Here is a 20927-nt window from a genome sequence, read left to right on the forward strand (position 1 = left end):
ATAAAATTGCCTTTCTGGCTTTGTTTTATATCAATGATTTTGCCCAGCAGCCTCTCTACACTGGCCAAAGTGAAACAATAAATCCTGTGGAGGATGTTATGGCTGGTCCTGCTTTAGCACAACAAAGCGGCAGTGGGTTAAACCTGCTGAATTTTGCTGAACAAAAAATAAAAATGCTGCACCTGACCTGGTTTGCCTTCTTTTTAACCTTTGTCATCTGGTTTGCCCATGCGCCGCTGCTGATCCATATTAAACAGGCGTTGGCGCTGACAGATGCGCAAATTAAAGCGCTGCTTATTCTAAACGTCGCCATAACAATACCGGCACGCATTGTTGTTGGCATGCTGGTAGACCGCTATGGCCCGCGCATTATGTATTCTTTGCTGCTGTTTATCTCGGCCTGCCTGTGTATCGGTTTTGCCTTTGCCGATACCTATGCCGCGCTGGCGTTATTCCGCTTTTTACTCGGCTTTGTCGGCGCGGGCTTTGTGGTGGGTATTCGTCTGGTAGGCGAGTGGTTTCCACACCATCAGGTGGGTACTGCCGAGGGTATTTATGGTGGCTGGGGTAACTTTGGTTCGGCGGCTGCGGCGATGACGTTACCGCTATTAGCACTGGCCTACGGCGGTGACGATGGCTGGCGCTATGCCATTGGTACTGTAGGGGTGATTAGTGCCGTTTATTCGCTGGTGTTTTATAAATTTGCCCGCAACACGCCTAAAGGCTCAGTGTATTTTAAACCGAAAAAAACCGGTGCCATGATGGTCACCAGCTGGGGCGCGTTGTGGGGCCTTATTCTGATGAATATTCCGATGCACCTGGCGCTGGGCATGCTGGCCTGGCGCTTATCGCCGGCCGGCGTCAATCTGTTCAGCGCTGATATGATGTATGCGCTCTGGGGCGTGCTGTTGCTGCTGTTTATCGTGCAAACCCAGCAAACCTGGCGTATTAACGCTGAGCATTTACGTGCCGGTGTACCAGAAGCCGATAAATACAGCTTTAAACAGGTGGGAATTTTAAATATTGCTTACTTTGCTACCTTTGGCTCTGAGCTGGCGGTAGTGTCAATGTTGCCGCTGTATTTTCTGGAAACCTTCGAGGGCTTAAGTGCAGTAAAAGCCGGTTTGCTGGCGTCGGGTTTTGCCTTTATGAACCTGGTATCACGGCCGATGGGCGGCTGGTTTTCAGATAAATTTGGCCGGCGAAAAAGTATGCTGATATTAATTGGCGGCCTGGCCGCGGGCTACTTTTTGATGGGGCTGATGGACAGCCACTGGTGGATCCCGCTGGCCGTGTTGGCCACCATGGCCTGCAGTTTCTTTGTGCAGGCTGGTGAAGGTGCTGTATTTGCCATAGTGCCGCTGATTAAACGCAGCATGACCGGGCAAATTGCCGGTATGGCCGGTGCGTACGGTAATGTCGGTGCTGTGGTGTATTTAACGGTACTAAGTTATGTTAGTTACAGTATGTTCTTCTATGTTATTGCCGCCTCTGCGCTGGTGGGCTTGGTAGCGGTAATGTTTTTAGATGATCCCAAAGGCCATATTACCGAAGTGGGTGAAGATGGCACTGTGCACCGCATCAATGTAGGTTAAACAAGGAGCCCCGGGTGAGCGCATCTGAGCTGAAACTCCGCTACAGCAGTCTTTGTGAGGCCGGTATCAAGCCGGCCAACGAAGATGCGGTAGCGCAGCATATCCCCGCAGATCCTCACCTGTTAACGTACAAAGGTGCCTGTTTTGCACTAGCCGATGGCGTCAGTACCGCCGAGGCCGGTCAGCAGGCCAGCCAGCGCGCAGTTAGCCGATTTTGCCGCGAATACAGCCAGACACCGGATAGCTGGTCGGTGGCCTACAGCGCTGAGCAGCTGCTGGCAACGATTAATAACGAGCTGTACGAGCTGAGCCACCAGTTTGCGCTTGATCAAAAAGGCTATCTGACAACCTTTACTGCGCTGGTGCTGAAATCGCAAACCGCACATTTTTTTCATATTGGCGACAGCCGGTTGTACCACTGGCGCGATGGCGTACTGGTGCAGCTGAGCCAGGATCACACGACAGTATTATCTGAGCAGCGCCAGTTTCTCGGTCGCGCGCTTGGCATGGATGCCCGGGTTGAGCTGCAACAGGGCAGTTTAACTGTCAAATGCGGCGATCGTTTTTTACTCTGCTCTGATGGCCTGTCGGACTTTGTCAGCCCGGATGCACTGCAGCAGGCCGTATCAGCAGCTGATGATCTGGAGCAAAGTGCTTTGCAGCTAAAACAACAGGCGTTAGCGCAGGGCAGTGATGACAATATCAGTTTGATCCTGCTGCAGATAACCGCACTGCCAGAGCAAAGCCTGGATGATTTAAACCAGCATCTCACCCGGCTGCCATTTCCGCCGGCGTTAAGCCCCGGCATGAAACTGGATGGTTATAAGGTGCTGCAGGAGCTGTTTGCCAGCAGCCGCAGCCATCTGTATTTAGTGGAAGACGAGGCCAGTGGCGCAAAGCTGGTGCTTAAATGCCCGTCACTGAATTACGACGATGATGCGCTCTATATTGACCGCTTTATCCGCGAAGAGTGGATAGGCCTGCGCATTGAATCCGACTATGTGGTGAAGGTGGTACGGCAAACGCGGCCCCGCAGTTTTTTATACTATTTAATGGAGTATCTGCCCGGCCAGAGCCTGGAGCAATGGTTTGAACGCCAGCCCAAGCCACTAAAACCGGCGCTGGCCATTAAGCTGGTAAAACAGATAGCCAAAGGCTTAACCGCGTTTCATCATATGGGCGCCATTCATCAGGATTTAAAACCGGGCAATATTATTTACCTACAGGATGGCAGCGTAAAAATTGTCGACTTTGGCTCAGTGTACGTGGCGGGCCTGGCCGAAATATACAGCCCGCTACAGCATGAAGCGGCACTGGGCACGGCGGCCTATTCCGATCCGCACTATTTATTGGGGCACAACTCCGGCGTGCAGGGCGATATTTACGCCCTGGCCACCATTGCCTACGAGCTGTTCAGCGGCGGTCACCTGCCTTACGGCACTGCGGTAGAGGAATGTCGCAGCGCGGCCGATTACGACAAGCTGCGTTATCGTAGTAGCAGCCAGTTTAACCCGGTAATTCCTACCTGGTTTGACCGCGCGCTGCAAAAAGGCGTCAGCCTGGATTTATCACAGCGCTATCAAAGCATTAATCAGCTGCTGACCGACTTGCAGCAGCCGAATCCGGCGTTTTTACACGAAGAAGTCAAGCAGGAGCACAAAACTAACCCACTGCTGTTCTGGCAGCTATTGTCAGGCTTTTGGTTTATCACCTTACTGTTGGTGGTGTGGCTGTTTTTATTAAAACGCTAAACAGTTTGACGTTTTGCTGTGCAGCGGCCAGTGAAAAATGTCAGAAAAATTTACACCCTGTTCAATAGCGAAAGTTAAAAGCCATATATTTCACTTGGTTGCAAACTGGTATGTATCATGTATGCAAATTGTTAATTTCATCACTGAGGCTTCACTTATGTTAACAATTACTAAATCCAGTTTGTATGCTTCACTGGCATTGTTAAGCAGTAGTTTATATGCCGCTATTATCCCGGTTAGCAGCACTGACGTACTGCCGGGTACCGCAACCTACATTGCGTCGGCCGCAGGCGATATGGGCGGCTATCCTACGCCTTACACACTAAACAGCACAGTGACACCGCAAAATACGTTTTTTACAACCGACGATATTCGTGTGGCAACACAATTCGATCTTGATGCGCTGGACCGTACGACGGATAACGGCGATCCGGGCCAGGGCTGGAGCGATGTCGATTTGGAGTGGTATACGGTGTTTTATTACCTGGATACTGATGCCGTGACCGGCGACTTGTTCTGGAACCCGATTACGCAATGGCTGGCTTATGCCGAGTGGGATGACGTAGAAGAGTGGCAAGTTAACCCGGCATTTGACATTGTGGATTTTTATACCGCTGATATGCGTGCTTTCCTGCCGGGCGGTGAATGGGCTGCAGGGCAATGGCAGGCGGTATCCTATGCTGAAGATTTAACTAATCCGACTTCTGCCTTCTTTGCGGTAATAGACCCTGCCCAGGTGCCAGAGCCGGCAGGCCTTGCTGTATTGGCGTTGGGGTTGGTGCTATTACGGCGTAAACTTGCTGCTTAAACAGCGAACACTTTGCTGCTTATTACAAGAGCCCTTACCGGGCTCTTTTTGTTTAGCTATTCTTTGGCCGAAATGCTGTAATCACCGCCTCATTGCACTGTAAATAGGGTCCGTCCATTAAATCGATGCAGTAGGGCACAGCCGGAAACACCGCATCTAAACACTGGCGGATGGCTTTGGGCTTACCCGGCAAGTTAATAATTAAACTGCAGCCACGCAAACCGGCCGTTTGGCGCGATAAGATGGCTGTAGGCACATACTTTAATGATTCAGTGCGCATTAGCTCGGCAAAACCTGGCATCATTCTGTCGCACACTGCCTCGGTGGCTTCTGGTGTCACATCGCGTTTGGCCGGGCCGGTACCGCCGGTAGTAACAATTAAACAGCAGCCTTGTTCATCGGCCAGCTCGCGCAGGGTTTGCTCAATTAACGGCTGCTCATCCGGAATAAGCCGGTATTCAGGCTGCCAGTCACTGGTTAAATAGTCTTTTAGCGTATCGATAATTGCCTTACCGGATAAGTCTTCATACACGCCGGCACTGGCGCGGTCGCTTACGGTAACGATGCCGATTTTGGCGGTTTGGTTGGTCATTATTGTTCCTGTATTACATTGTTCCGTAACAACAGGGCGCAATAATGCGCCCCTACGGTGTTATCACCCTGTCGCCATACCGGCCAAATTTAACCAGTAGCCGTTACTGTCGGTAGCCGGTAGTGGCTGCGGCGCTTTGCCGTTAATATTGGCTTTAAATTTCGCCAGCCAGTCAAAGGTGCCACTTAGCTGTGGGCTTAACCGTACTATATCTACCAGGCCCTGCATAGTGTTTAGCTGGTTAACCAGGTTATAGCGCTGGCCAGACTGGGTTTGAATGCCGTTTAACACAAATACCTGAGTGCCGTCCTGGCTTTTTACTTCGCGCCCCTGTGGGTAGTTAATACAGCACAGCTCACACTGATCTTTACTGCGGTTTTCCGAGCGGGCAGTGAAGCAGCGGCCGCTCCAGGCCAAAGGCAAATGACCAAAGCCAAATACTTCAGTGCTGAAGCAGTCGCGGATATCGCCAATCAGGCTTTGCTGTAATACCTCGCTAAGCCAGTGGCCGGATAATTCGACCGGCATAACCCAGCGCGTCAACCCCATACCGACCAGCTGGCGCAGCGTATGCTGGTTGTAGCAATTAATCGCCGCCCCGGCGACAAAAGGCAAGCTTTGCTGCTGCAGCATACTGATGGCGCCAACATCATTGGCTTCCACTAAAAACTCACCGTTATCGACGTATTTACGCAGTTCGCGCAGCTCGCCGGGGGCTTCGTATAAGGTCATCGACGATAAACACACCTGCTTGCCGGCTTCGCGCAGCATTTGTGCCAGGGCCATATAGTCATCAAACTTCAGCTCGCGCCTTTTGCTGCACACGGTTTCGCCTAAATAGACGATATCAATGTCGCTGTCGGCGACCTGACGGTAAAATTCAAGCATCTGTGCTTTGGGCCAGAAGTACAGCACCGGGCCTAGTGAAAATTGCATGTGATTACTTCCATTTGCGATGATAGGCACCAAGCGTGGTTTGGCTGCCTTCAGATAAGCCGGCCAGTACCTGCTGCCACTGTGGTTGCACATTAAAACGCTCTGGCGTTGACATTACGGCATCAATAGCGGCGCGCCAGACTTTAGTAATTTGCGCCACATAAGCCGGGCTGCGCTGGCGGCCTTCTATTTTCAGTGACTTAATGCCTTCGGCATACAGCTCGGGTAGCAAATCCAGCGTATTTAAACTGGTAGGCTCTTCCAGCGCATGGTAGGTGTCGTTGCCTACGCTAAAGCGGCCCTTACACAGGGTGGGATAGCCGGCGGTTTCGTTAGGTGCAAAGCGGTCAATTAAAATGCCGTTTAAGCGTGACTCCAGCGTGCCCTTATTATCCTGCCACTGTACAAAAGCCGCCGGCGAGCAGGCACCGGCGGTGTTGGGGGATTGCCCGGTCATATACGAGCTTAAATAGCAGCGGCCCTCGGCCATAATGCACAAGCTGCCAAAGGCGAACACTTCTAAATCGATTTCGCAGCTTCTGGCCAATGCCCGTACCTGTTGCATCGACAATACCCGCGGCAGTACCACCCGGCTGATGCCAAACTGGCGGTAAAAATCTATTGCCGGGGCATTGGTGGCCGAGGCCTGCACCGATAAATGCCGCTCTATTTTCGGGTAACGCGCTGCGGCATAAGCCAGTACGGCAATGTCCGCCAGAATAAGCACATCGGCACCGGCATCGGCGGCCATATCCACTGCCTGCTGCCAGCGTTGGTAGTTATTCGGGTGCGCAAAAGTATTAATCGCCACATGCAGCTTTTTGCCGTGCTGGTGCACAAAGCGGGCGGCGTCTTTCAGTTTAGCCTGATCAAAATTCAGCCCGGCAAAATGGCGGGCGTTAGTATCATCTTTTAAACCGATATAAACGGCATCGGCGCCATGCTCGATGGCAGCCTTTAGGGCCGGCATACTGCCAGCGGGACAAAGCAGCTCCATAGGGGTGGCTCCGCGTTAATTGGGCTTTCTTACTACCACCGACAGGGCATAGCCCCGAGCAGCGTACTGTGGTTTTATTATAGGGTGATAACTCAGTACAAGGCTTGTATATGTTTGATATTAAAAGCGTTAACTCTAAATTGGTAGCAGCACTACCTACAATGCTGCGCACTGTTACCCGCTGTGCACCCAAAGCCGCCCAGGCCGGCGTGTTACAGTTGGCGTTGAACCAGTTTTTCCGCCCGGAGCTACAAGCCGGTGAGCTGGACTTTTTACGCGGCAAAACCCTGGTGGTGCAGGTAGCGGATATAGCACTGCAGTTTGCTATCAGCCTGAGCGGCAACAGGCTGAAGGTGCAGCTAGATAGCGCACAGCAGGATTTACTGCTAAAGGCAGAGCTTGCTGACTTTGTGGCGATGATCAGCAATACGGCCGATCCGGATACGTTGTTTTTTCGCCGTCGTCTGCAAATGCTGGGGGATACCGAGCTTGGCTTGTACTGCAAAAATCTGCTCGACAGCATAGGACCAGAGCGTCTGCCTAAGCTGTGTCAGCTCGGGCTAAACTGGCTGGCGCAGCAGCAACAGTTGGCTGGCAACAACGCTGCTGTGGTGGCCAATTAAATTTGGCCTGCGGTAGATCAAAGTATGCGCCTTGGCGGTCGTTATAATGGCAAGCCGCCGGCCTAAACCCGTCAACGAGGTGAGAATGCAAACCATACAGTGGGATCAAAAGTTAATCAGTAAGTACAATATTAACGGCCCGCGTTACACCTCGTACCCGACGGCGCTGGCGCTAAATACCAGCTTTGACCGCGCACAAATTCAAACGGCGATAGCGCAAAGCCCAAACGAGCTTAGCCTGTATTTACATATCCCGTTTTGCCATAAGCTGTGTTACTACTGCGGTTGCAATAAGGTGATTACCCGCCATCAGCATAAGGCGGATACCTATCTGGATGCGTTAGCGCAGGAAATGGCGCTGTACCAGCCACTGCTGCAGGGTAAAAGCATCAACCAGCTGCATTTAGGCGGCGGCACCCCGACCTTTTTAACCGAAGTACAGCTAAGCCGCTTAATGGCGTTGTTGCAGCAATACTTTACTATTGAAGCTGATGCCGAAATTAGTATTGAAATAGACCCGCGCAGCTGCAGTGACGACAAGCTGCGACATTTGCGCACTCTGGGTTTTAACCGGGTGAGTTATGGCGTGCAGGATTTAGACGAAAAAGTGCAAATTGCCATTAACCGGGTGCAGGATACCGACCTTATCCGTCATCAGGTGCAGTTAAGCCGTGAGCTGGGCTTTAGCTCGATAAATCTGGATTTAATCTACGGCTTACCCTTTCAACAACCGGCCAGTTTTGCCGAAACCGTCGACGAAATTATCCGCTTAAATCCCGATCGCATCTCGTTATTTAGCTATGCCCATATTCCGGAGCGCTTTGCCGCCCAGCGCAAAATAGACAACAGTAGCTTGCCGGATGCGCCGTTAAAGCTGGAACTGATGCAACTGGCGATTAACCGTTTTGTCGGTGCCGGTTATCAGTTTATTGGTATGGATCATTTCGCCCGGCCTGACGATGCCCTGGCCAAAGCCCAACAAGCCGGTAAGCTGCAGCGTAATTTTCAGGGTTATACCACCGCCGGCCAGGATGCATTAATTGGCCTTGGCGTATCCAGTATTAGCCAGGTCAGTGGCGTATTGTGGCAAAACAGCAAAGAGCTGCCAGCCTATTATGCTCCGATAAACAGCGGCCAGCTGCCGGTAGAGCGCGGCTTTAGTTTAAATAGCGACGACAAACTGCGCGCTGCGCTGATAAGCCAGTTAATTTGCCACTTCGAGCTGGATGTCGAAGCCTTTAGTGATAAATGGCGCCTTAACGGCTTCTGGCAATACTTCGCCGAAGCGCTGGAGCGCTTGCAGCCGTTTATGGAGGATGGCCTGGTTGAGGTATACGCTGAGCGCATTAAAGTGACCAACGCCGGCAGGCTGTGGGTGCGCAGCATCTGCGCTTGCTTTGATGCCTATTTAAGCCAGGGGCAGCAGCGTTATTCAAAAGTGGTTTAATCTGGTGGGGGCGCAGCTATTTACACCGAGTAGGCGCCCCGATTTTTAGCAAAATGGCAGAACATTAATTGTCACAAGGGCGCAAATTGTCAAAGGGCGCAATGATGCGCCCCTACGTTTTCCGGCTGTCGTTAATACAACGCCACTAAGTCGCCGGCTTTGTTAAAGGTCAGAAAATCGGCAATCATGCCGCCCTGAATCTTCTCCATCATCATCTTCAGCGGCTGTGTCGCTTCATCGCTGTTGGGTGGAAAACCACCGCGGCCGCCCAAAGCTGAGACAAAAGCAATATCCCAGTCAACGCCAGTGGTGGTGGACTCTTGCACTAAGCTGGCAAAATCGCTGACGTCATCTGGCAGTTTATCGACACACAGTACCGGTGCTAAAGCGCCGCCCTGGCCTTGCTCGAAGTTGTGTTTTTGCGTGTCGGTATAGCCGTTTGGCAGCTCGGCTTTGGCAAACACAAACAGCAAGCGCTGTGGCTCGTCCTGCATGGCCGCGGCTTTAATTAAGTCGGAGTAGGATTCTATATTCATGATTCACGCCTGCTAACAGTTTTCGCCAGTGTAACAAAGCCGGTGTAGTGAAAATACCGGCTCTGGTGGGGTAGAGGCTAACCCTGAAGAGGTAGTCACCTTTGCCTGCTTAGCAATTGGGTGGTTTTTACCTAAAATGGTGGTAATTTTCACCCCGAGGCCGTTTTATGACGCACTTTATCCGCAACTTGTCTATCAGCCGTAAACTGATGTTATTACTTTTGCTACCGGCAGTGGCGGCGTTATGGTTGGCGCTGGGCCGGATTAGCGACAGCTGGCAGCAGGTTGCTCTGGCTGAGCATGTTAGCCAGGCTATTAAGGCGTCAGCCACAACCAATGCCTTAGTGGCCACCCTGCAAGCTGAGCGCGGAGCCAGTGGTGTTTATCTGGCTAGCAATGGTAACCGCTTTGCCCAGCGTCTGGCGCAATTACGCCAGCAAAGCGATCAGCGTTTACAGGCGTTTTTAGCTTTGCAATTGCCCGAGCTTAGTGCGCTGCAACAACAGCTTGGCGAGCTTAATGCGTTGCGCCGGCAGGTTGACCAGCAAAGTATTAACAATGCCGCTTCGGCTGAGCGTTATACCGCACTGATTACTGCCATGATTGCGCAAAACCATCAGTTGGAGGCGGCATTGACGCATCGGGATATGGCGCAGCAACTGGCGATTCTAAACCAGTTTATAGAAATGAAAGAGCGCGCCGGGCGCGAGCGTGCCATTTTAGGTTTGGTGTTTAGTCGTGGCAGTTTTAACAGTGAATTACTGGCCCGCTTTAGCAATAACTTAGGCGCTTATAATGCGTTTGCCGAAAACTTTTTACGTATGGTCAGCCCACAACAGCAAAGTGCCTGGCGCACTCTTAGCCAGCATAACAGCTTTGCTAAAGTGGCCCACCTGCAACAACTAGCGTTTAACACCGCACTGGGTGAGCCGCTTAATGTGGATGATGGCCAGTGGTTTGACCTTGCTACTAGCCGTTTGGCGCAAATGGCTGAATTTGAAACCGCACTGAAAGCCGGTATTGCCGCCTCTGCTGAGCGGCTGCAGCAGCAGTCGGTGCGCCAATTAGGGTTGTTGGCGGCGGCTATTGTGTTGATAAGTGCCGTGCTGACGATTGTTGCAGCTATTACCATGCGCAGTATCTCGGCTGCAGTATGCAGTATTGAAAGCACTATAACCGCACTGGCAAAGCGCGATCTTACCGCACGCAGCCACTATAAAAGTAAAGACGAGTTTGGTCGCATTGCCGACAGCACCAATAATATGGCGCAGCAGCTGCTGCGGGTTATTCATGAAATTGGCGGCGCTACCGCCCAGGTCGCTACCGCCGCCGAGCAATCTTCGGCGGTAACGCTGCAAACCAGTAAAGGTGTGCAGCAGCAAAAGCAAGACACTGAAATGGTGGCCACTGCGATGCATGAAATGAGTGCTACAGTGCGTGATGTTGCCGCCAGCACAGCAGAAGCGGCAGAGCTGTCGGAAACCGTGCAAGCCGGTGCAGCCCGGGGGCAAAGCCGGTTAGAGCAAACCATAGCGCTTATTCAGCGTTTATCCGGCCAGGTCGACAGCACCGCTAAAGTGATTGATCAGGTAAAACAGGACAGTGATGCCATTACCTCGGTGCTGGATGTTATTCGCGGCATTGCCGAGCAAACTAACTTGCTGGCGTTAAATGCAGCGATAGAAGCGGCCCGGGCCGGCGAGCAAGGCCGCGGTTTTGCCGTGGTCGCCGACGAAGTGCGCACTCTGGCGCAGCGCACGGCGCAGTCCACCGGTGATATTCAGCGCATGATAGAAGGTTTACAACAAGGCGCAATCCAGGCCACTGATGCGATGCGCATTAGCCTGAGTCAGGCGCAGGAAGGCCGCGATAAAGTGGCTGAAACGGGTGATATTCTGGCACAGGTGCTACAGGGTATTAATGGTATTAATGATAAAAATATGCAAATCGCTTCAGCGGCCGAGCAGCAAGCTGCAGTAGCTGATGAGATTAACCAAAAAATTCTTAATATTAGTGACGTAGCAGTACAAACCAGTGCCGGCGCCGAGCAAACCTCCACCACCAGTCGTGAGTTAGCGCGCTTAGCTGAACAATTACAACAACAGGTAGGGCGTTTTACCCTGGCCTGATGTCTCAGGCCAGTTTGGCATTAAACAAAGCGGCGATAAGATCCGACTGGGTTATGACTCCAACCAGCTGCAAGCTGCTGTAGGTGACAATAAACAGCGCAATACAGGCTGAAAGAGCCACTTTTAGCCGTTCTGTTAGTGGTATAGCAGAAAGCCGCTGGCTGTCGCGTTTAATGAGCCTAAGCTGTGCCAGTAGGGCGCTCAGCAGATTTTTCGCTTGGCGTTGCAAGGCGATATCCAGAATTTGGAGAAAAGGGGGACAAGTATACGCCGTTAGCAGAAAAAAGACACCCGCGCACCCTGGCGCATATGGTTTATTTGCCCGGCTGGCTATTTGCTGCGCTAAACGGCAGTGTCGGCCGCGATGATGTTATTGCGGATCAGGCTGCGTTTAACACTTAGGCATAATTTGCCAAAACGTCTTAGTTCATCAAACTTGGGCGTGCGGCCATTTTTAATGGCGTGCTGCCAAAACGACACTTCGGCGTCCACCATCTCCAGCAATTTTTTTGGGCAGCCCTGACAGTCGGTGTTGGTAATACCACAGACAAAGGTGGCAGGCTCATATAATGGCAGGGTAGCTTTAACCTCAAGCAGTAATTGCTGCATTGCGGTTTTAAGATCAGGTTTAGTCGACATAATACTAACCTCTGGTTACGGCAACCGGACTAATTGTACGGTTTTGTTCCCCACGTGACGATGATACAAAATGGGTATGTCAGCAGGGCATTAACAAGTAAGACACCGCAGCCACGCTACGGTGTCTTTAACTAACAGGAGTATTAGCTTAGCTGTTGCAGTGGCTGCCGGGCGGCTTTGCTGTCAAACACGCCTTTAACCACTTGCCCACTTACTGCTAAGGCACCGATGATAAAGATCACATCGCCAACCGTGCGTACCCAGCGTAGCGTATGCAAAATGTCGCTTTGCATAAAGGCTTCACTACGGGCATACCATAAGCCTTCGGTAGCGCTGGCGTAAAACTGAATAAAACCAATTGGTAACAGGCTGCTAAACAGCATCAGTACCAGGCCGCCGTTCATCCACCAAAAGGCGGTTTTCATCAGTTTTTCATCAAACACCAGTTGTGGCCGGATATAACGCAGAATAAGCAGACAGAAACCCAGCGCCAGGAAGCCGTAGACACCAAACAGCGCCGCATGGGCATGGGTTGGCGTGGTGTTTAAGCCTTGCAGGTAATACAGCGCGATAGGTGGGTTAATCATAAAACCAAACACACCGGCACCAAGCATATTCCAAAATGCTACCGCGACGAAAAACATCAGTGGCCATTTAATATCGCCCATCCAGGGTGCTTTGTTTTTTAAGCGCCAGTTTTCCCAGGCTTCATAGCCCAGCACCACCAGTGGTACCACTTCCAGTGCACTAAAGGTGGCGCCAACCGCCATCACCGGCGTAGTAGTGCCGGAGAAATACAAATGGTGGAAGGTGCCCGGAATGCCGCCTAACATAAACAGTGACGCTGACGCCAGGCTGGCGCTGGTGGCCACACTGCGTGATACCAGCCCCATGCTGTGGAAGATAAACGCCAGCGATACGGTGGCGAACACTTCAAAGAAGCCTTCTACCCATAGATGGACTACCCACCAGCGCCAGTACTCCATTACCGATAAATGCGTACGCTCACCATAAAACAAGCCGGCACCGTAGAATAAGCCGACACAGATTACCGAGGCGGCAAACAGTGCCAGCAGGTTTTTGTCCCCGGGGGCTTTAAAGGCCGGTACCACAGCGCGCAGCATCAGTACTAACCAGAACAGCACGCCAACGTATTTAATAATTTGCCAGAAGCGGCCAATATCAATGTACTCGTAACCCTGATGGCCAAACCAGAAGCTTAAATGCTCGGGCATTATTTGCATAATGGCAAAGTAGTTACCGGCAAAAGAGCCCGCTACCAGCACCACTAAGGCCCAGAACAGCAGATCGACGCCCAGTTTTTGGAACTTCGGATCTTTACCGCCGTTAATAATCGGCGCTAAAAATAGCCCGGCGGCTAAAAAGCCGGTGGCGATCCAGAACATCGCGGCCTGAATATGCCAGGTGCGCGCCAGGCTGTATGGCAGCCATTCAGTAGTGTTTAAACCGTAAAAACCATCACCCTCTACCGTGTAGTGCGCGGTAAAGCCGCCCAGCATCACCTGCAAGGTAAATAGCGCAACCACCACCAGAATATATTTGCCCAGCGCTTTTTGTGATGGCGTAAGTTTAAGCCGTGCAATAGGGTCTTGTTTAGGTGCTGCGGGCTCTTCTTCATCATGTTTGCGTAAAAACGCCCAGCCCCAAATCAGGCCTCCGACACCGGCGATCAGTAAAATAATACTGACCAAAGACCAAATCAGGTTCTCGGCGGTAGGGCGGTTATCAATTAGCGGCTCGTGCGGCCAGTTATTGGTATAGGTTGCGCTATCCGGGTGGCGCTCAGTGCTGGCGGCCCAGGCAGTCCAGAAGAAAAACTGTGTCATTTCCTGCCGACGGCTTAAAGACGGCAGGGTATTGTTTTTCATCGCATAGTTAGCGCGGGTTTGGCTAAGCGCAATATCATCGCCAAATAAGGCAATATAGTGCTCTGCCGTTTGCGCGATAGCCTGTACCCGGCGGTCGCTCAGCACCAGAGTATCAGTGGCTTTATCATAGCTGTTAGTGCGATAGGCCTGCTTTAATGCAAATTGCAGCGTATTTTGCTGGCCGGGTGTCAAGGCGTCGTAGCTTAAACCAAACTCATCCTGTGCTGCCAGTTCCAGCCAGGCCATCAGCTCGCGGTGCAGCCAGTCGGCCGTCCAGTCTGGTGCCTGGTAAGCACCATGGCCCCAGATAGAGCCCAGCTGCATACCGCCAACCGATTGCCAGGCCGTCTGGCCGTTTAAGATAGTCTCGTTAGTCATCAGCACCTGGCCTTGCTGGCTAAGCACTTTTGCCGGAATAGGCGGCGCCGAGCGATACACCTCGGCACCAAAATAGCCCAGCACGCTAAAGGTGATGGCTAAAATGGTAATTAGCAGCCACCAGAGTTTACGATATCCGGCCATACAGCCCCCTTACATCATTGTTATTGCGCCCAAGTGTCATAGATCACTCCTGTTTTTTTATAGCAGCGGCGGTGTCGCCTATAGGGAGTGTTACAAGAACCAAGCCATGTTTTAATTAGTTGTTTTTAAACGACTTTCTGTTTTGTGGCGTAAGATTAGGGTGGTTTTAACCTTGACATGGCTGGGTTTAAAATACCTTTAGGGTATAAATTACCCTAAGCCTGATTGCTGTTGGTGTTTTCTACCTCTTTAGCGATATAGGCAGGGCGCTAAAGTTGTTTTATGGTGGCGCGCAAAGATGACTAAGAGAGCTGCCAGATGGAATACTATTTACCGGTAAAACAACTGCATATGTTTTGCGCTTATTTAAGCGCAGCCTTGTTTGTGCTGCGGTTATTGTTGGATATGGCCGGCAAACCCGGTTGGCGCTTAAACCCGGTGCGACACTTGCCGCATATTAACGATACGCTATTGCTAACACTGGCTTTTACGCTTCTGGCCATAGGCCCCTGGCAGCCCTTTGCGCATCAATGGCTGGGCTTTAAAATTTTACTGTTGCTTGGCTATATTGTGTTTGGTATTGGCGCGTTAAAACAGCGCTTGCCTGTGCCAATACGCATATTGTGCGCCGTATTGGCGCTGGCACAATTGGCCGGTATTTTTTACCTGGCCCGGTTTAAACCACTGCTGTTTGTTTGATGGTATATGACGGGGCGCCCATTCTCATGTTACTGGCACCCCGAAGTTGCAACGGCACATTTGATGAACAGGGCGCAAGCATGCGCCCCTACGATGCTCTGGGTTTAACGATGACATTTGGTGTTAGCCTCGGGTTGGGTAGGGGCGCATTATTACGCCCCAGATTTAACCCGCGTTAGGCGCTACGCTGTGCTCTATTATTCGATTGTTGTCGTTGATAATGCCGCAGGCTATGCTCCAAGCGACGGCCGCTGCTAAAAGCAGACACCCGCTTTAAATAGCCGATAACCCGGGTGCCATAGTCAATATCCTTACTGCCGCATTGGGCACAGGCGCACAGTGTGCGTTTGTCGATAGCCTCGCAGCTGTTGCAGATGGTAATTTTCACGTTGACGCAAAAGTAGTTACAGCCGGTTTGGGCGGCGATATTCAGCAGGTTAACGTAACCTCTCTGGTCGAGTTTTTCTGCCAGATTTAAATGCAGTGCCGAGCCACCATCGAGGTAATCCAGCAGCTGCCGGCCATGTAGCTGAAATTTGTCCAGCGTATTGCTGTGCTCATCTTCTACCACATAAAAATACGAGTTATAGCAATCACGCGGCACAAAGTAGCCATCTTCGCGGTCCCACTTAGCGTTTTTCACGCCCAGGTTTTCCGCCGGCACAAACTCGGTATTAAACATATAGCCATATTCGGCCTTGGCGGCTTTGTTAGCATCAAAGATCACTTTTAGCTGTTGCTGCACAAAGTGGATATAGGCCGGGTTATTGCCAGCGGTTAAGCCCTGTGATTCAGCGGCTTCTACCATGCCGTTTATGCCAATGGTTAGAAATTGCTTGTCCAGGCTGATAAAGCCAGCGTCGTATACGGTGAGCAAACCGGCGGCTTTGTATTGTTCCATTAACTTACGGTAGGCGACCTGATATTTATGAATTTTCGCCACTTCCACAGCCAGGTCGCGGCCATCCTGCACCAGGCGGTTGATATTAATGGTGATCACATTAATAGAGCCGGTGGCGACGCCGCCGGCACCTAGTGAGTAAGAAAAGGTATTGTCGCTGATTTCACTGCGCAGGCGGCAGCAGCTGGCCAACGAGTCGGCATTCTCAGACTGGTAAATAAAGAACGAGTTACCCTCGGCCATCTCGCGGGCGATGTCGTTGGCAAAAGCATTGTCTTTACATTTTCCATTATCGGTAAGCATCGCCACGGTGACTACCGGAAAGGTCAGTACGGTTTTTTCCCGCTCTTTATTAAACCAGCTTAAAAAGAACTGCTGCAAGGCAGCAACAGATGACCACTCTGGTTTTACAAAGTCCGGAAACACAAAATTGCCAAACATGCTGTCGAAGTAGTGCTGATCGTACACCGAGATATTCCAGAATACGCTTTGGTAGCCGCGCGCGGCAGCTGGTTGATTCAGCGCGTATACCACATGCTGCAAGTGGTTTTCGATTTGCTTGCGATGCGTTTGCAGGTAGTTATCGCCATAGTCTTTACGGGCAAAGTAATCAAAGTAGGTTAAAAACTCCACCGTGGCCACGGCGCCGGCAAACTGGCTGGACACGGCAAACACAAAGTTAACAAAGCAGCCGCAGAAGGATTCTAAATGCTTCGGCGCTTGCGACTCGCCACCCAGTTTGGTTAAGCCATCACGTAAAAACGGATACATCGTCACCGATACGCAGTACGGCTTTAAGCTGGTCTCGTCATGCACATATATTTCATGCTCAGTTATTTGCCGCAGGTATTCCGCGGCTAGCTCAGCGCCAAATAACTCACTGATTTTATTGCTAACTAAAGCGCGGTTGACCTGAATAAACTGATCTTTCATCAGTTCGGCTTCCAGTGTGGCAATGTTTTTTTGCGTCACGTTAGCGTTGGCATCTAATTTTGAGCCATCGGCGGCATTAGTGGCATGCAGGTAGTTGTCGATAAAGCTGAGTTTTTGTTGTAGTTGCGAGAAATTAAGCGCTTGCATGGCATATCCCTTAGCAGGTTATTGACGGATAAATAAATGGTTCAGGCGTTGGCCTGTGCGTAAATCGGTAAAGATCTGGTTAGTGTGCAGGCTGTCCAGGCCGCCACGTTCTGAGCGCCAACGGCCGGTTTTCAGGTAAGTTAGCCGCTGTTTCAGTGCCGGGCCGACATCGTCTAAGCCGGTATATAAACAGGTATTAAGGTTGGCACTGCGGCTTAGCTCCAGCAGCGCTATTAGTGCATCAGGCTGCCATTCACCGCCTAAAAACAACACGCAGCTGATCAGGCCTTTATAGCTGTCTAAGCGATGCTGCAAGTAAAGCGGCGTTAGCGCTGTGCCCTGGTCGCTGCGCCAGCTATAGCTGCTATGGCAGCCTTTGCAGCCCAGTTGACAGCCGGCTATGGTGAAGGCCAGTGACACCTCATTTGGCACTTCCTGAAAAACGATTTGCTCATCGGTGAATCTAAGCATTTAGTCCTCTATATAGTGTTTTTCTGTCTTGATGGCACTAGATATTGTGTTTTAGCTTAGCGTTAGCTGTCGGCAAAAGTTTGATCTGGATCACGTTTTAACCGGGCTGAAATTGCCATGGCCGCGTCAGAGCGCATTAAAGCTGAGCTTGTTACCCCATCGGGGGTAAGTTGTTTTTGCCAAGGCCCAGGATGGAAAAACAAAAAAACCGCCCGCTGAAAACCAGGGGCGGTGCAGAGGAGCCAAAACAACATTGGCCAACGTGGAGCTATGAGAGAAGTGATTGGGCGCAATGATGCGCCCCTACGGATACATATATTTACAACTGGTAGCTAAGCATCAGCCAGACCTTAGTCGTGTCAACCGCCAGCGTGTCAGCCTGGTAGTGTGCCAGCTTTAACAGCGCTGACAGCTGTTTGTTAAGGTTATAACCGGCGCTGGCGCTCCATTCATCGCCATATTTCGCGCTGCCAAGGTCGCTGTCAAAGCGATGATAAGCCAGGCTTAAGGCAACGTCGTTTAGCTTGGTTTTGGCTTCTAGCCAGTTATCGCGTAGGCCGTTATCCGGCGTGTTTAAAAACATATCGGCAAAGCCAGAAAACGCATGCAGGGTCGCCAGCGGGGTTTGAAAGGCGCTTTGGCCATCGCCGGCTAAACGCTCCTGGCCGGCTTGCAGTGTTAGGTTATCCAGTGCCCAGCTTAAGCTGAAACGGTGGTAGTGGTGGCTAAAACTGAGCGGCGCATTATGCGCATCGTCTTGCTTGGCCAGGGCTAGCTGCCAGCTTAGTTTCGGGCCGCTGGCTAATTTCCCCTGATAGTCGACGCCATAAGTGCGGCTGCTGCGTACCGCCCAGTTATCAAAGTCGAAATCATAAGCAAAACCGGCCAGCTGATGTGCTGTATTGGGCTGCCATTGCAGCAAGGCGGTATTAAAGCTACCGTGTTGATCGGCCGCGGCGCCCTTGGGGCCAAATACCCGATTCACGTTATGGTAGTGGCCTAGCTCAGCACTCACACTGTCGCTGAACTGCTGTTGCAGGCGGTAACCATCCAGGGTCTGCTCGTTCTGGCGCCAACCGACACCGCCTAAAAAGCGCTGGTTTAAATGGTTCACCAGTTGGCGGCCCGCGCTTAGCGTGGTGCCGTTGTCATTTTGGTAGCGCAGCAGCGCCTGGTTAATATCGGTGCCCTTAGGGTCTGCCACTACGCTGTAGTGGGTTTTAGCGTTGACGCTGCTGTTGTAGTTGTCATTACCCAGCAGGCTAACGTTGTCTACCTGTAGTAAGGCGCTAAAACCATACGCCTTGCCGGTATTTACGCTTAAGCGGCTGCGCAGGGTAGAAGCGATGGCATCGTCCAGCGCATTATCTTGCTCGACATATTCTAAACGGTAGCGAAACTGCGCCGACACATTGCTTTGCTTAAGTGCAGTGCTAAGTTCATTGGCAATAAGGCTGGGGCTAAAGCAAAACGGTAACACAGATAACATCACAGCGGGGAAAGCTTTCATAATGTATTCCTTTGGTCAGGGCCGCGTAAAAGCAGGCTGATCTTAACGCGGCTAGTAAATTTATATAATTTAATTAAAGGGTTACCTAAAAGGCGGTAAGCCGGTGCTAATGTTGGTACTGCTGCAGTACATCTGTTAGGGGCATAAAAAAACGCCGGCCGCTATCAGTCCGTTACCGGACTTAAACGACAGGCGTCTTTGCCATTTGAATAAATATTGTACCAACAGGGTTTCACTAAGCAGTGCTTGTGCCAGTGAGTGATTTTCTAGCTAACTATAGCTATTTCAAAGACTTGTGTTCTATTGTCAGGCTGGTTTGTTCCGGCGCTGAGCAAAAGCGGGGCAGAGCAGCGCTAAATTGGTGCCTGTTCAGGTTAAGGCGCCAGTGCAATCACCTGATTACGGCCTTGCTGTTTCGCCTGATACAGCGCTTTGTCGGCTCGGGCAAATACTTCATCGAAGTATTCTTCACGCGCTGTGCTAAGGCAAGCTACACCAATACTGACACTGGTGTTAATGCCTTCTGGTTGCAACTGTTGCAAGGTTTGGCACAATTGCTGGGCTTTGTCGTGTGCTGTACTGAGGTTGCTATCGGGTAATAACAGCACAAACTCTTCGCCGCCAAAACGCGCCAGGTATTGCTCTGCTGTGCACTGCGCTTGTAACGCAGTGGCGACACGTTTTAATACTTTATCACCGGTTTGATGGCCATACTGATCGTTAATCTGTTTAAAGTGATCAATGTCCAGCACCAGTACAGCTAATGCCTGTTGCTGGCGGTTGGCATCGGCAAAACGGCGCTTGGCCAGCTCAGTGAGGAAGTGGCGGTTATATAAGCCGGTAAGATGGTCTTTGGTGGCCAGCTCCAGTAGCCGCTGACGCTCGCGCGTTAATTGTTCTATTAAACGGGTGGCAGAGATCAGGTTATTTATCCGCGCAAACAACTCTTCGTCCAGCACCGGCTTGGAAATATAGTCATTGGCGCCGGATTGCAGCGCCTGAATACGGCGGTGCACACTTTCCAGGCTGGTCACGGCCAGGATCGGCGTTTGCGAAAAACGGCTGTCGGCACGCAGCCGCTGAATAAAATCAATACCGGTCTCGTTATCCTGCAGCACGATGTCGGTCATGATCAGTTCGTATTTATTGTTGTCGAGTAACTGCAGTGCCTGAGCGATAGAGAACGCATGATCCATCTGTAAGCCCAGCCGTTTTAATTTCGCATCTGTCGCTTTGGCTACTGTCAGGCTGTCTTCCAGGTACAGCGCTTTGCCGCTGATATTGTAACGAAACGGCCCCAGAGGAATAAGCGCATGCAGGCTTTCCTCCAGTCGCGGTAAATCATCTTTACGGATGATATCGCTGGCACCGGCGGTCAGTGCTGATGATAGCAGTTCCGGATCCGTCTCTGAGGTCACAATAAAGATCGGTACTTCGCTGTTGCGCTGACGCACGTGCTGACAAAAATCGATACCGGTTAGATCGGGCAGGTACATGGCAACACAGATCATCTGAAATTGTTGTTGCGTTAAAGCGCGAAAGCCGGCAGTGGCAGAGTCGACAAAGGTAAGTTGAAAGTCATAACTTTCCAGCATTCGGGATAAAATGCGCTGATAAGTGGGGCTGGGTTCAACAATCAGTGCTTGCATGCGCTACTCGCTGTATACAGTTGTTACGTTAAGTCTATCGTAAGATAACGTCGCTGTGTAAATAATGTGGCGATACCGCCGTTAGCGTAGGGACGCATATTTGCGCCCCTGGTTTAGATGGATAGGCTTGCGATACAACATTGAATAAAGCAG

General features: G+C 51.3%; 18 protein-coding genes. 7 read left to right on the forward strand and 11 right to left on the reverse strand.

Features of this window, described 5'->3' with window-relative positions; genetic code table 11:
• Positions 1–98: 98 nt before the first annotated feature.
• The 3 genes from EYB30_RS18370 (at position 99) to EYB30_RS18380 (ending at position 4154) form a co-directional block, all read left to right on the forward strand.
• Positions 99–1595, forward strand: a complete 1497-nt coding sequence (locus tag EYB30_RS18370) for a NarK family nitrate/nitrite MFS transporter (RefSeq protein WP_166841040.1) — start codon at positions 99–101, stop codon at positions 1593–1595.
• Between the two features lie 14 nt (positions 1596–1609).
• Entirely contained in the window at positions 1610–3346 is a 1737-nt protein-coding gene (locus EYB30_RS18375; protein WP_166841042.1) for a bifunctional protein-serine/threonine kinase/phosphatase, read from the forward strand.
• A 157-nt stretch (positions 3347–3503) separates the two neighbouring features.
• Entirely contained in the window at positions 3504–4154 is a 651-nt protein-coding gene (locus tag EYB30_RS18380; protein ID WP_166841044.1) for a hypothetical protein, read from the forward strand.
• 52 nt (positions 4155–4206) lie between these two features.
• Here EYB30_RS18380 and mog read toward each other — a convergent pair whose 3' ends face one another.
• The 3 genes from mog to ubiU all read right to left on the reverse strand — a co-directional run bounded on the left by mog (position 4207) and on the right by ubiU (position 6679).
• Positions 4207–4746, reverse strand: coding sequence for a molybdopterin adenylyltransferase (gene mog, locus EYB30_RS18385; RefSeq protein ID WP_166841046.1), 540 nt, complete (start codon positions 4744–4746; stop codon positions 4207–4209).
• A 63-nt stretch (positions 4747–4809) separates the two neighbouring features.
• The gene (locus EYB30_RS18390) at positions 4810–5682 is read right to left on the reverse strand and encodes a U32 family peptidase (RefSeq protein WP_166841048.1); all 873 of its coding nucleotides are present in this window, start codon (positions 5680–5682) and stop codon (positions 4810–4812) included.
• 4 nt (positions 5683–5686) lie between these two features.
• Positions 5687–6679 (reverse strand): ubiquinone anaerobic biosynthesis protein UbiU, encoded by a 993-nt coding sequence (gene ubiU, locus EYB30_RS18395; RefSeq protein WP_166841051.1) that lies wholly within the window; start codon positions 6677–6679, stop codon positions 5687–5689.
• A 110-nt stretch (positions 6680–6789) separates the two neighbouring features.
• Here ubiU and ubiT point away from each other — a divergent pair, with 110 nt between their 5' ends.
• The gene (ubiT, locus tag EYB30_RS18400; protein WP_166841054.1) at positions 6790–7302 is read left to right on the forward strand and encodes a ubiquinone anaerobic biosynthesis accessory factor UbiT; all 513 of its coding nucleotides are present in this window, start codon (positions 6790–6792) and stop codon (positions 7300–7302) included.
• Between the two features lie 85 nt (positions 7303–7387).
• The gene (gene hemN, locus EYB30_RS18405; protein ID WP_166841056.1) at positions 7388–8749 is read left to right on the forward strand and encodes an oxygen-independent coproporphyrinogen III oxidase; all 1362 of its coding nucleotides are present in this window, start codon (positions 7388–7390) and stop codon (positions 8747–8749) included.
• Between the two features lie 131 nt (positions 8750–8880).
• Here the strand turns inward: hemN and EYB30_RS18410 are convergent, their stop codons facing one another.
• Complete coding sequence (locus EYB30_RS18410) at positions 8881–9285, reverse strand: ribonucleotide reductase subunit alpha (protein ID WP_166841058.1); 405 nt, start codon at positions 9283–9285, stop codon at positions 8881–8883.
• 167 nt (positions 9286–9452) lie between these two features.
• Here EYB30_RS18410 and EYB30_RS18415 point away from each other — a divergent pair, with 167 nt between their 5' ends.
• Entirely contained in the window at positions 9453–11414 is a 1962-nt protein-coding gene (locus tag EYB30_RS18415) for a methyl-accepting chemotaxis protein (protein WP_166841060.1), read from the forward strand.
• A 4-nt stretch (positions 11415–11418) separates the two neighbouring features.
• Here the strand turns inward: EYB30_RS18415 and EYB30_RS18505 are convergent, their stop codons facing one another.
• From EYB30_RS18505 to EYB30_RS18430, 3 genes are all read right to left on the reverse strand, one after another.
• Positions 11419–11643 (reverse strand): hypothetical protein, encoded by a 225-nt coding sequence (locus EYB30_RS18505; protein WP_174978772.1) that lies wholly within the window; start codon positions 11641–11643, stop codon positions 11419–11421.
• Positions 11644–11756: 113 nt separating this feature from the next.
• Positions 11757–12053, reverse strand: a complete 297-nt coding sequence (locus EYB30_RS18425) for a hypothetical protein (protein ID WP_166841062.1) — start codon at positions 12051–12053, stop codon at positions 11757–11759.
• 143 nt (positions 12054–12196) lie between these two features.
• Positions 12197–14464 (reverse strand): nitric-oxide reductase large subunit, encoded by a 2268-nt coding sequence (locus tag EYB30_RS18430; protein WP_166841064.1) that lies wholly within the window; start codon positions 14462–14464, stop codon positions 12197–12199.
• Positions 14465–14782: 318 nt separating this feature from the next.
• On the opposite strand from EYB30_RS18430, the gene EYB30_RS18435 reads away from it, so the two are divergent.
• Complete coding sequence (locus EYB30_RS18435; RefSeq protein ID WP_166841066.1) at positions 14783–15163, forward strand: SirB2 family protein; 381 nt, start codon at positions 14783–14785, stop codon at positions 15161–15163.
• 175 nt (positions 15164–15338) lie between these two features.
• On the opposite strand, the gene nrdD is transcribed toward EYB30_RS18435, so the two are convergent.
• From nrdD to EYB30_RS18455, 4 genes are all read right to left on the reverse strand, one after another.
• Positions 15339–17144, reverse strand: a complete 1806-nt coding sequence (gene nrdD / locus EYB30_RS18440; protein ID WP_166841068.1) for an anaerobic ribonucleoside-triphosphate reductase — start codon at positions 17142–17144, stop codon at positions 15339–15341.
• Positions 17145–17162: 18 nt separating this feature from the next.
• Positions 17163–17615, reverse strand: coding sequence for an anaerobic ribonucleoside-triphosphate reductase activating protein (nrdG, locus tag EYB30_RS18445; protein WP_166841070.1), 453 nt, complete (start codon positions 17613–17615; stop codon positions 17163–17165).
• Positions 17616–17934: 319 nt separating this feature from the next.
• Entirely contained in the window at positions 17935–19125 is a 1191-nt protein-coding gene (locus tag EYB30_RS18450; RefSeq protein ID WP_166841071.1) for a hypothetical protein, read from the reverse strand.
• A gap of 374 nt (positions 19126–19499) precedes the next feature.
• Positions 19500–20774, reverse strand: a complete 1275-nt coding sequence (locus EYB30_RS18455; RefSeq protein WP_166841073.1) for a diguanylate cyclase — start codon at positions 20772–20774, stop codon at positions 19500–19502.
• Positions 20775–20927 lie beyond the last annotated feature (153 nt).

Source organism: Rheinheimera pleomorphica, from assembly GCF_011634895.1.
Taxonomy (GTDB): Bacteria; Pseudomonadota; Gammaproteobacteria; order Enterobacterales; family Alteromonadaceae; genus Alishewanella; species Alishewanella pleomorphica.

Coding starts and splice junctions, on each gene's coding strand:
- ubiT (WP_166841054.1), top strand. CDS start 6,790: ATGTTTGATATTAAAAGCGTTAACTCTAAATTGGTAGCAGCACTACCT.
- nrdG (WP_166841070.1), bottom strand. CDS start 17,615: ATGCTTAGATTCACCGATGAGCAAATCGTTTTTCAGGAAGTGCCAAAT.
- EYB30_RS18415 (WP_166841060.1), top strand. CDS start 9,453: ATGACGCACTTTATCCGCAACTTGTCTATCAGCCGTAAACTGATGTTA.
- EYB30_RS18425 (WP_166841062.1), bottom strand. CDS start 12,053: ATGTCGACTAAACCTGATCTTAAAACCGCAATGCAGCAATTACTGCTT.
- EYB30_RS18410 (WP_166841058.1), bottom strand. CDS start 9,285: ATGAATATAGAATCCTACTCCGACTTAATTAAAGCCGCGGCCATGCAG.
- EYB30_RS18450 (WP_166841071.1), bottom strand. CDS start 19,125: ATGAAAGCTTTCCCCGCTGTGATGTTATCTGTGTTACCGTTTTGCTTT.
- EYB30_RS18455 (WP_166841073.1), bottom strand. CDS start 20,774: ATGCAAGCACTGATTGTTGAACCCAGCCCCACTTATCAGCGCATTTTA.
- EYB30_RS18390 (WP_166841048.1), bottom strand. CDS start 5,682: ATGCAATTTTCACTAGGCCCGGTGCTGTACTTCTGGCCCAAAGCACAG.
- ubiU (WP_166841051.1), bottom strand. CDS start 6,679: ATGGAGCTGCTTTGTCCCGCTGGCAGTATGCCGGCCCTAAAGGCTGCC.
- hemN (WP_166841056.1), top strand. CDS start 7,388: ATGCAAACCATACAGTGGGATCAAAAGTTAATCAGTAAGTACAATATT.
- mog (WP_166841046.1), bottom strand. CDS start 4,746: ATGACCAACCAAACCGCCAAAATCGGCATCGTTACCGTAAGCGACCGC.
- EYB30_RS18380 (WP_166841044.1), top strand. CDS start 3,504: ATGTTAACAATTACTAAATCCAGTTTGTATGCTTCACTGGCATTGTTA.
- nrdD (WP_166841068.1), bottom strand. CDS start 17,144: ATGCAAGCGCTTAATTTCTCGCAACTACAACAAAAACTCAGCTTTATC.
- EYB30_RS18435 (WP_166841066.1), top strand. CDS start 14,783: ATGGAATACTATTTACCGGTAAAACAACTGCATATGTTTTGCGCTTAT.
- EYB30_RS18370 (WP_166841040.1), top strand. CDS start 99: ATGGCTGGTCCTGCTTTAGCACAACAAAGCGGCAGTGGGTTAAACCTG.
- EYB30_RS18430 (WP_166841064.1), bottom strand. CDS start 14,464: ATGGCCGGATATCGTAAACTCTGGTGGCTGCTAATTACCATTTTAGCC.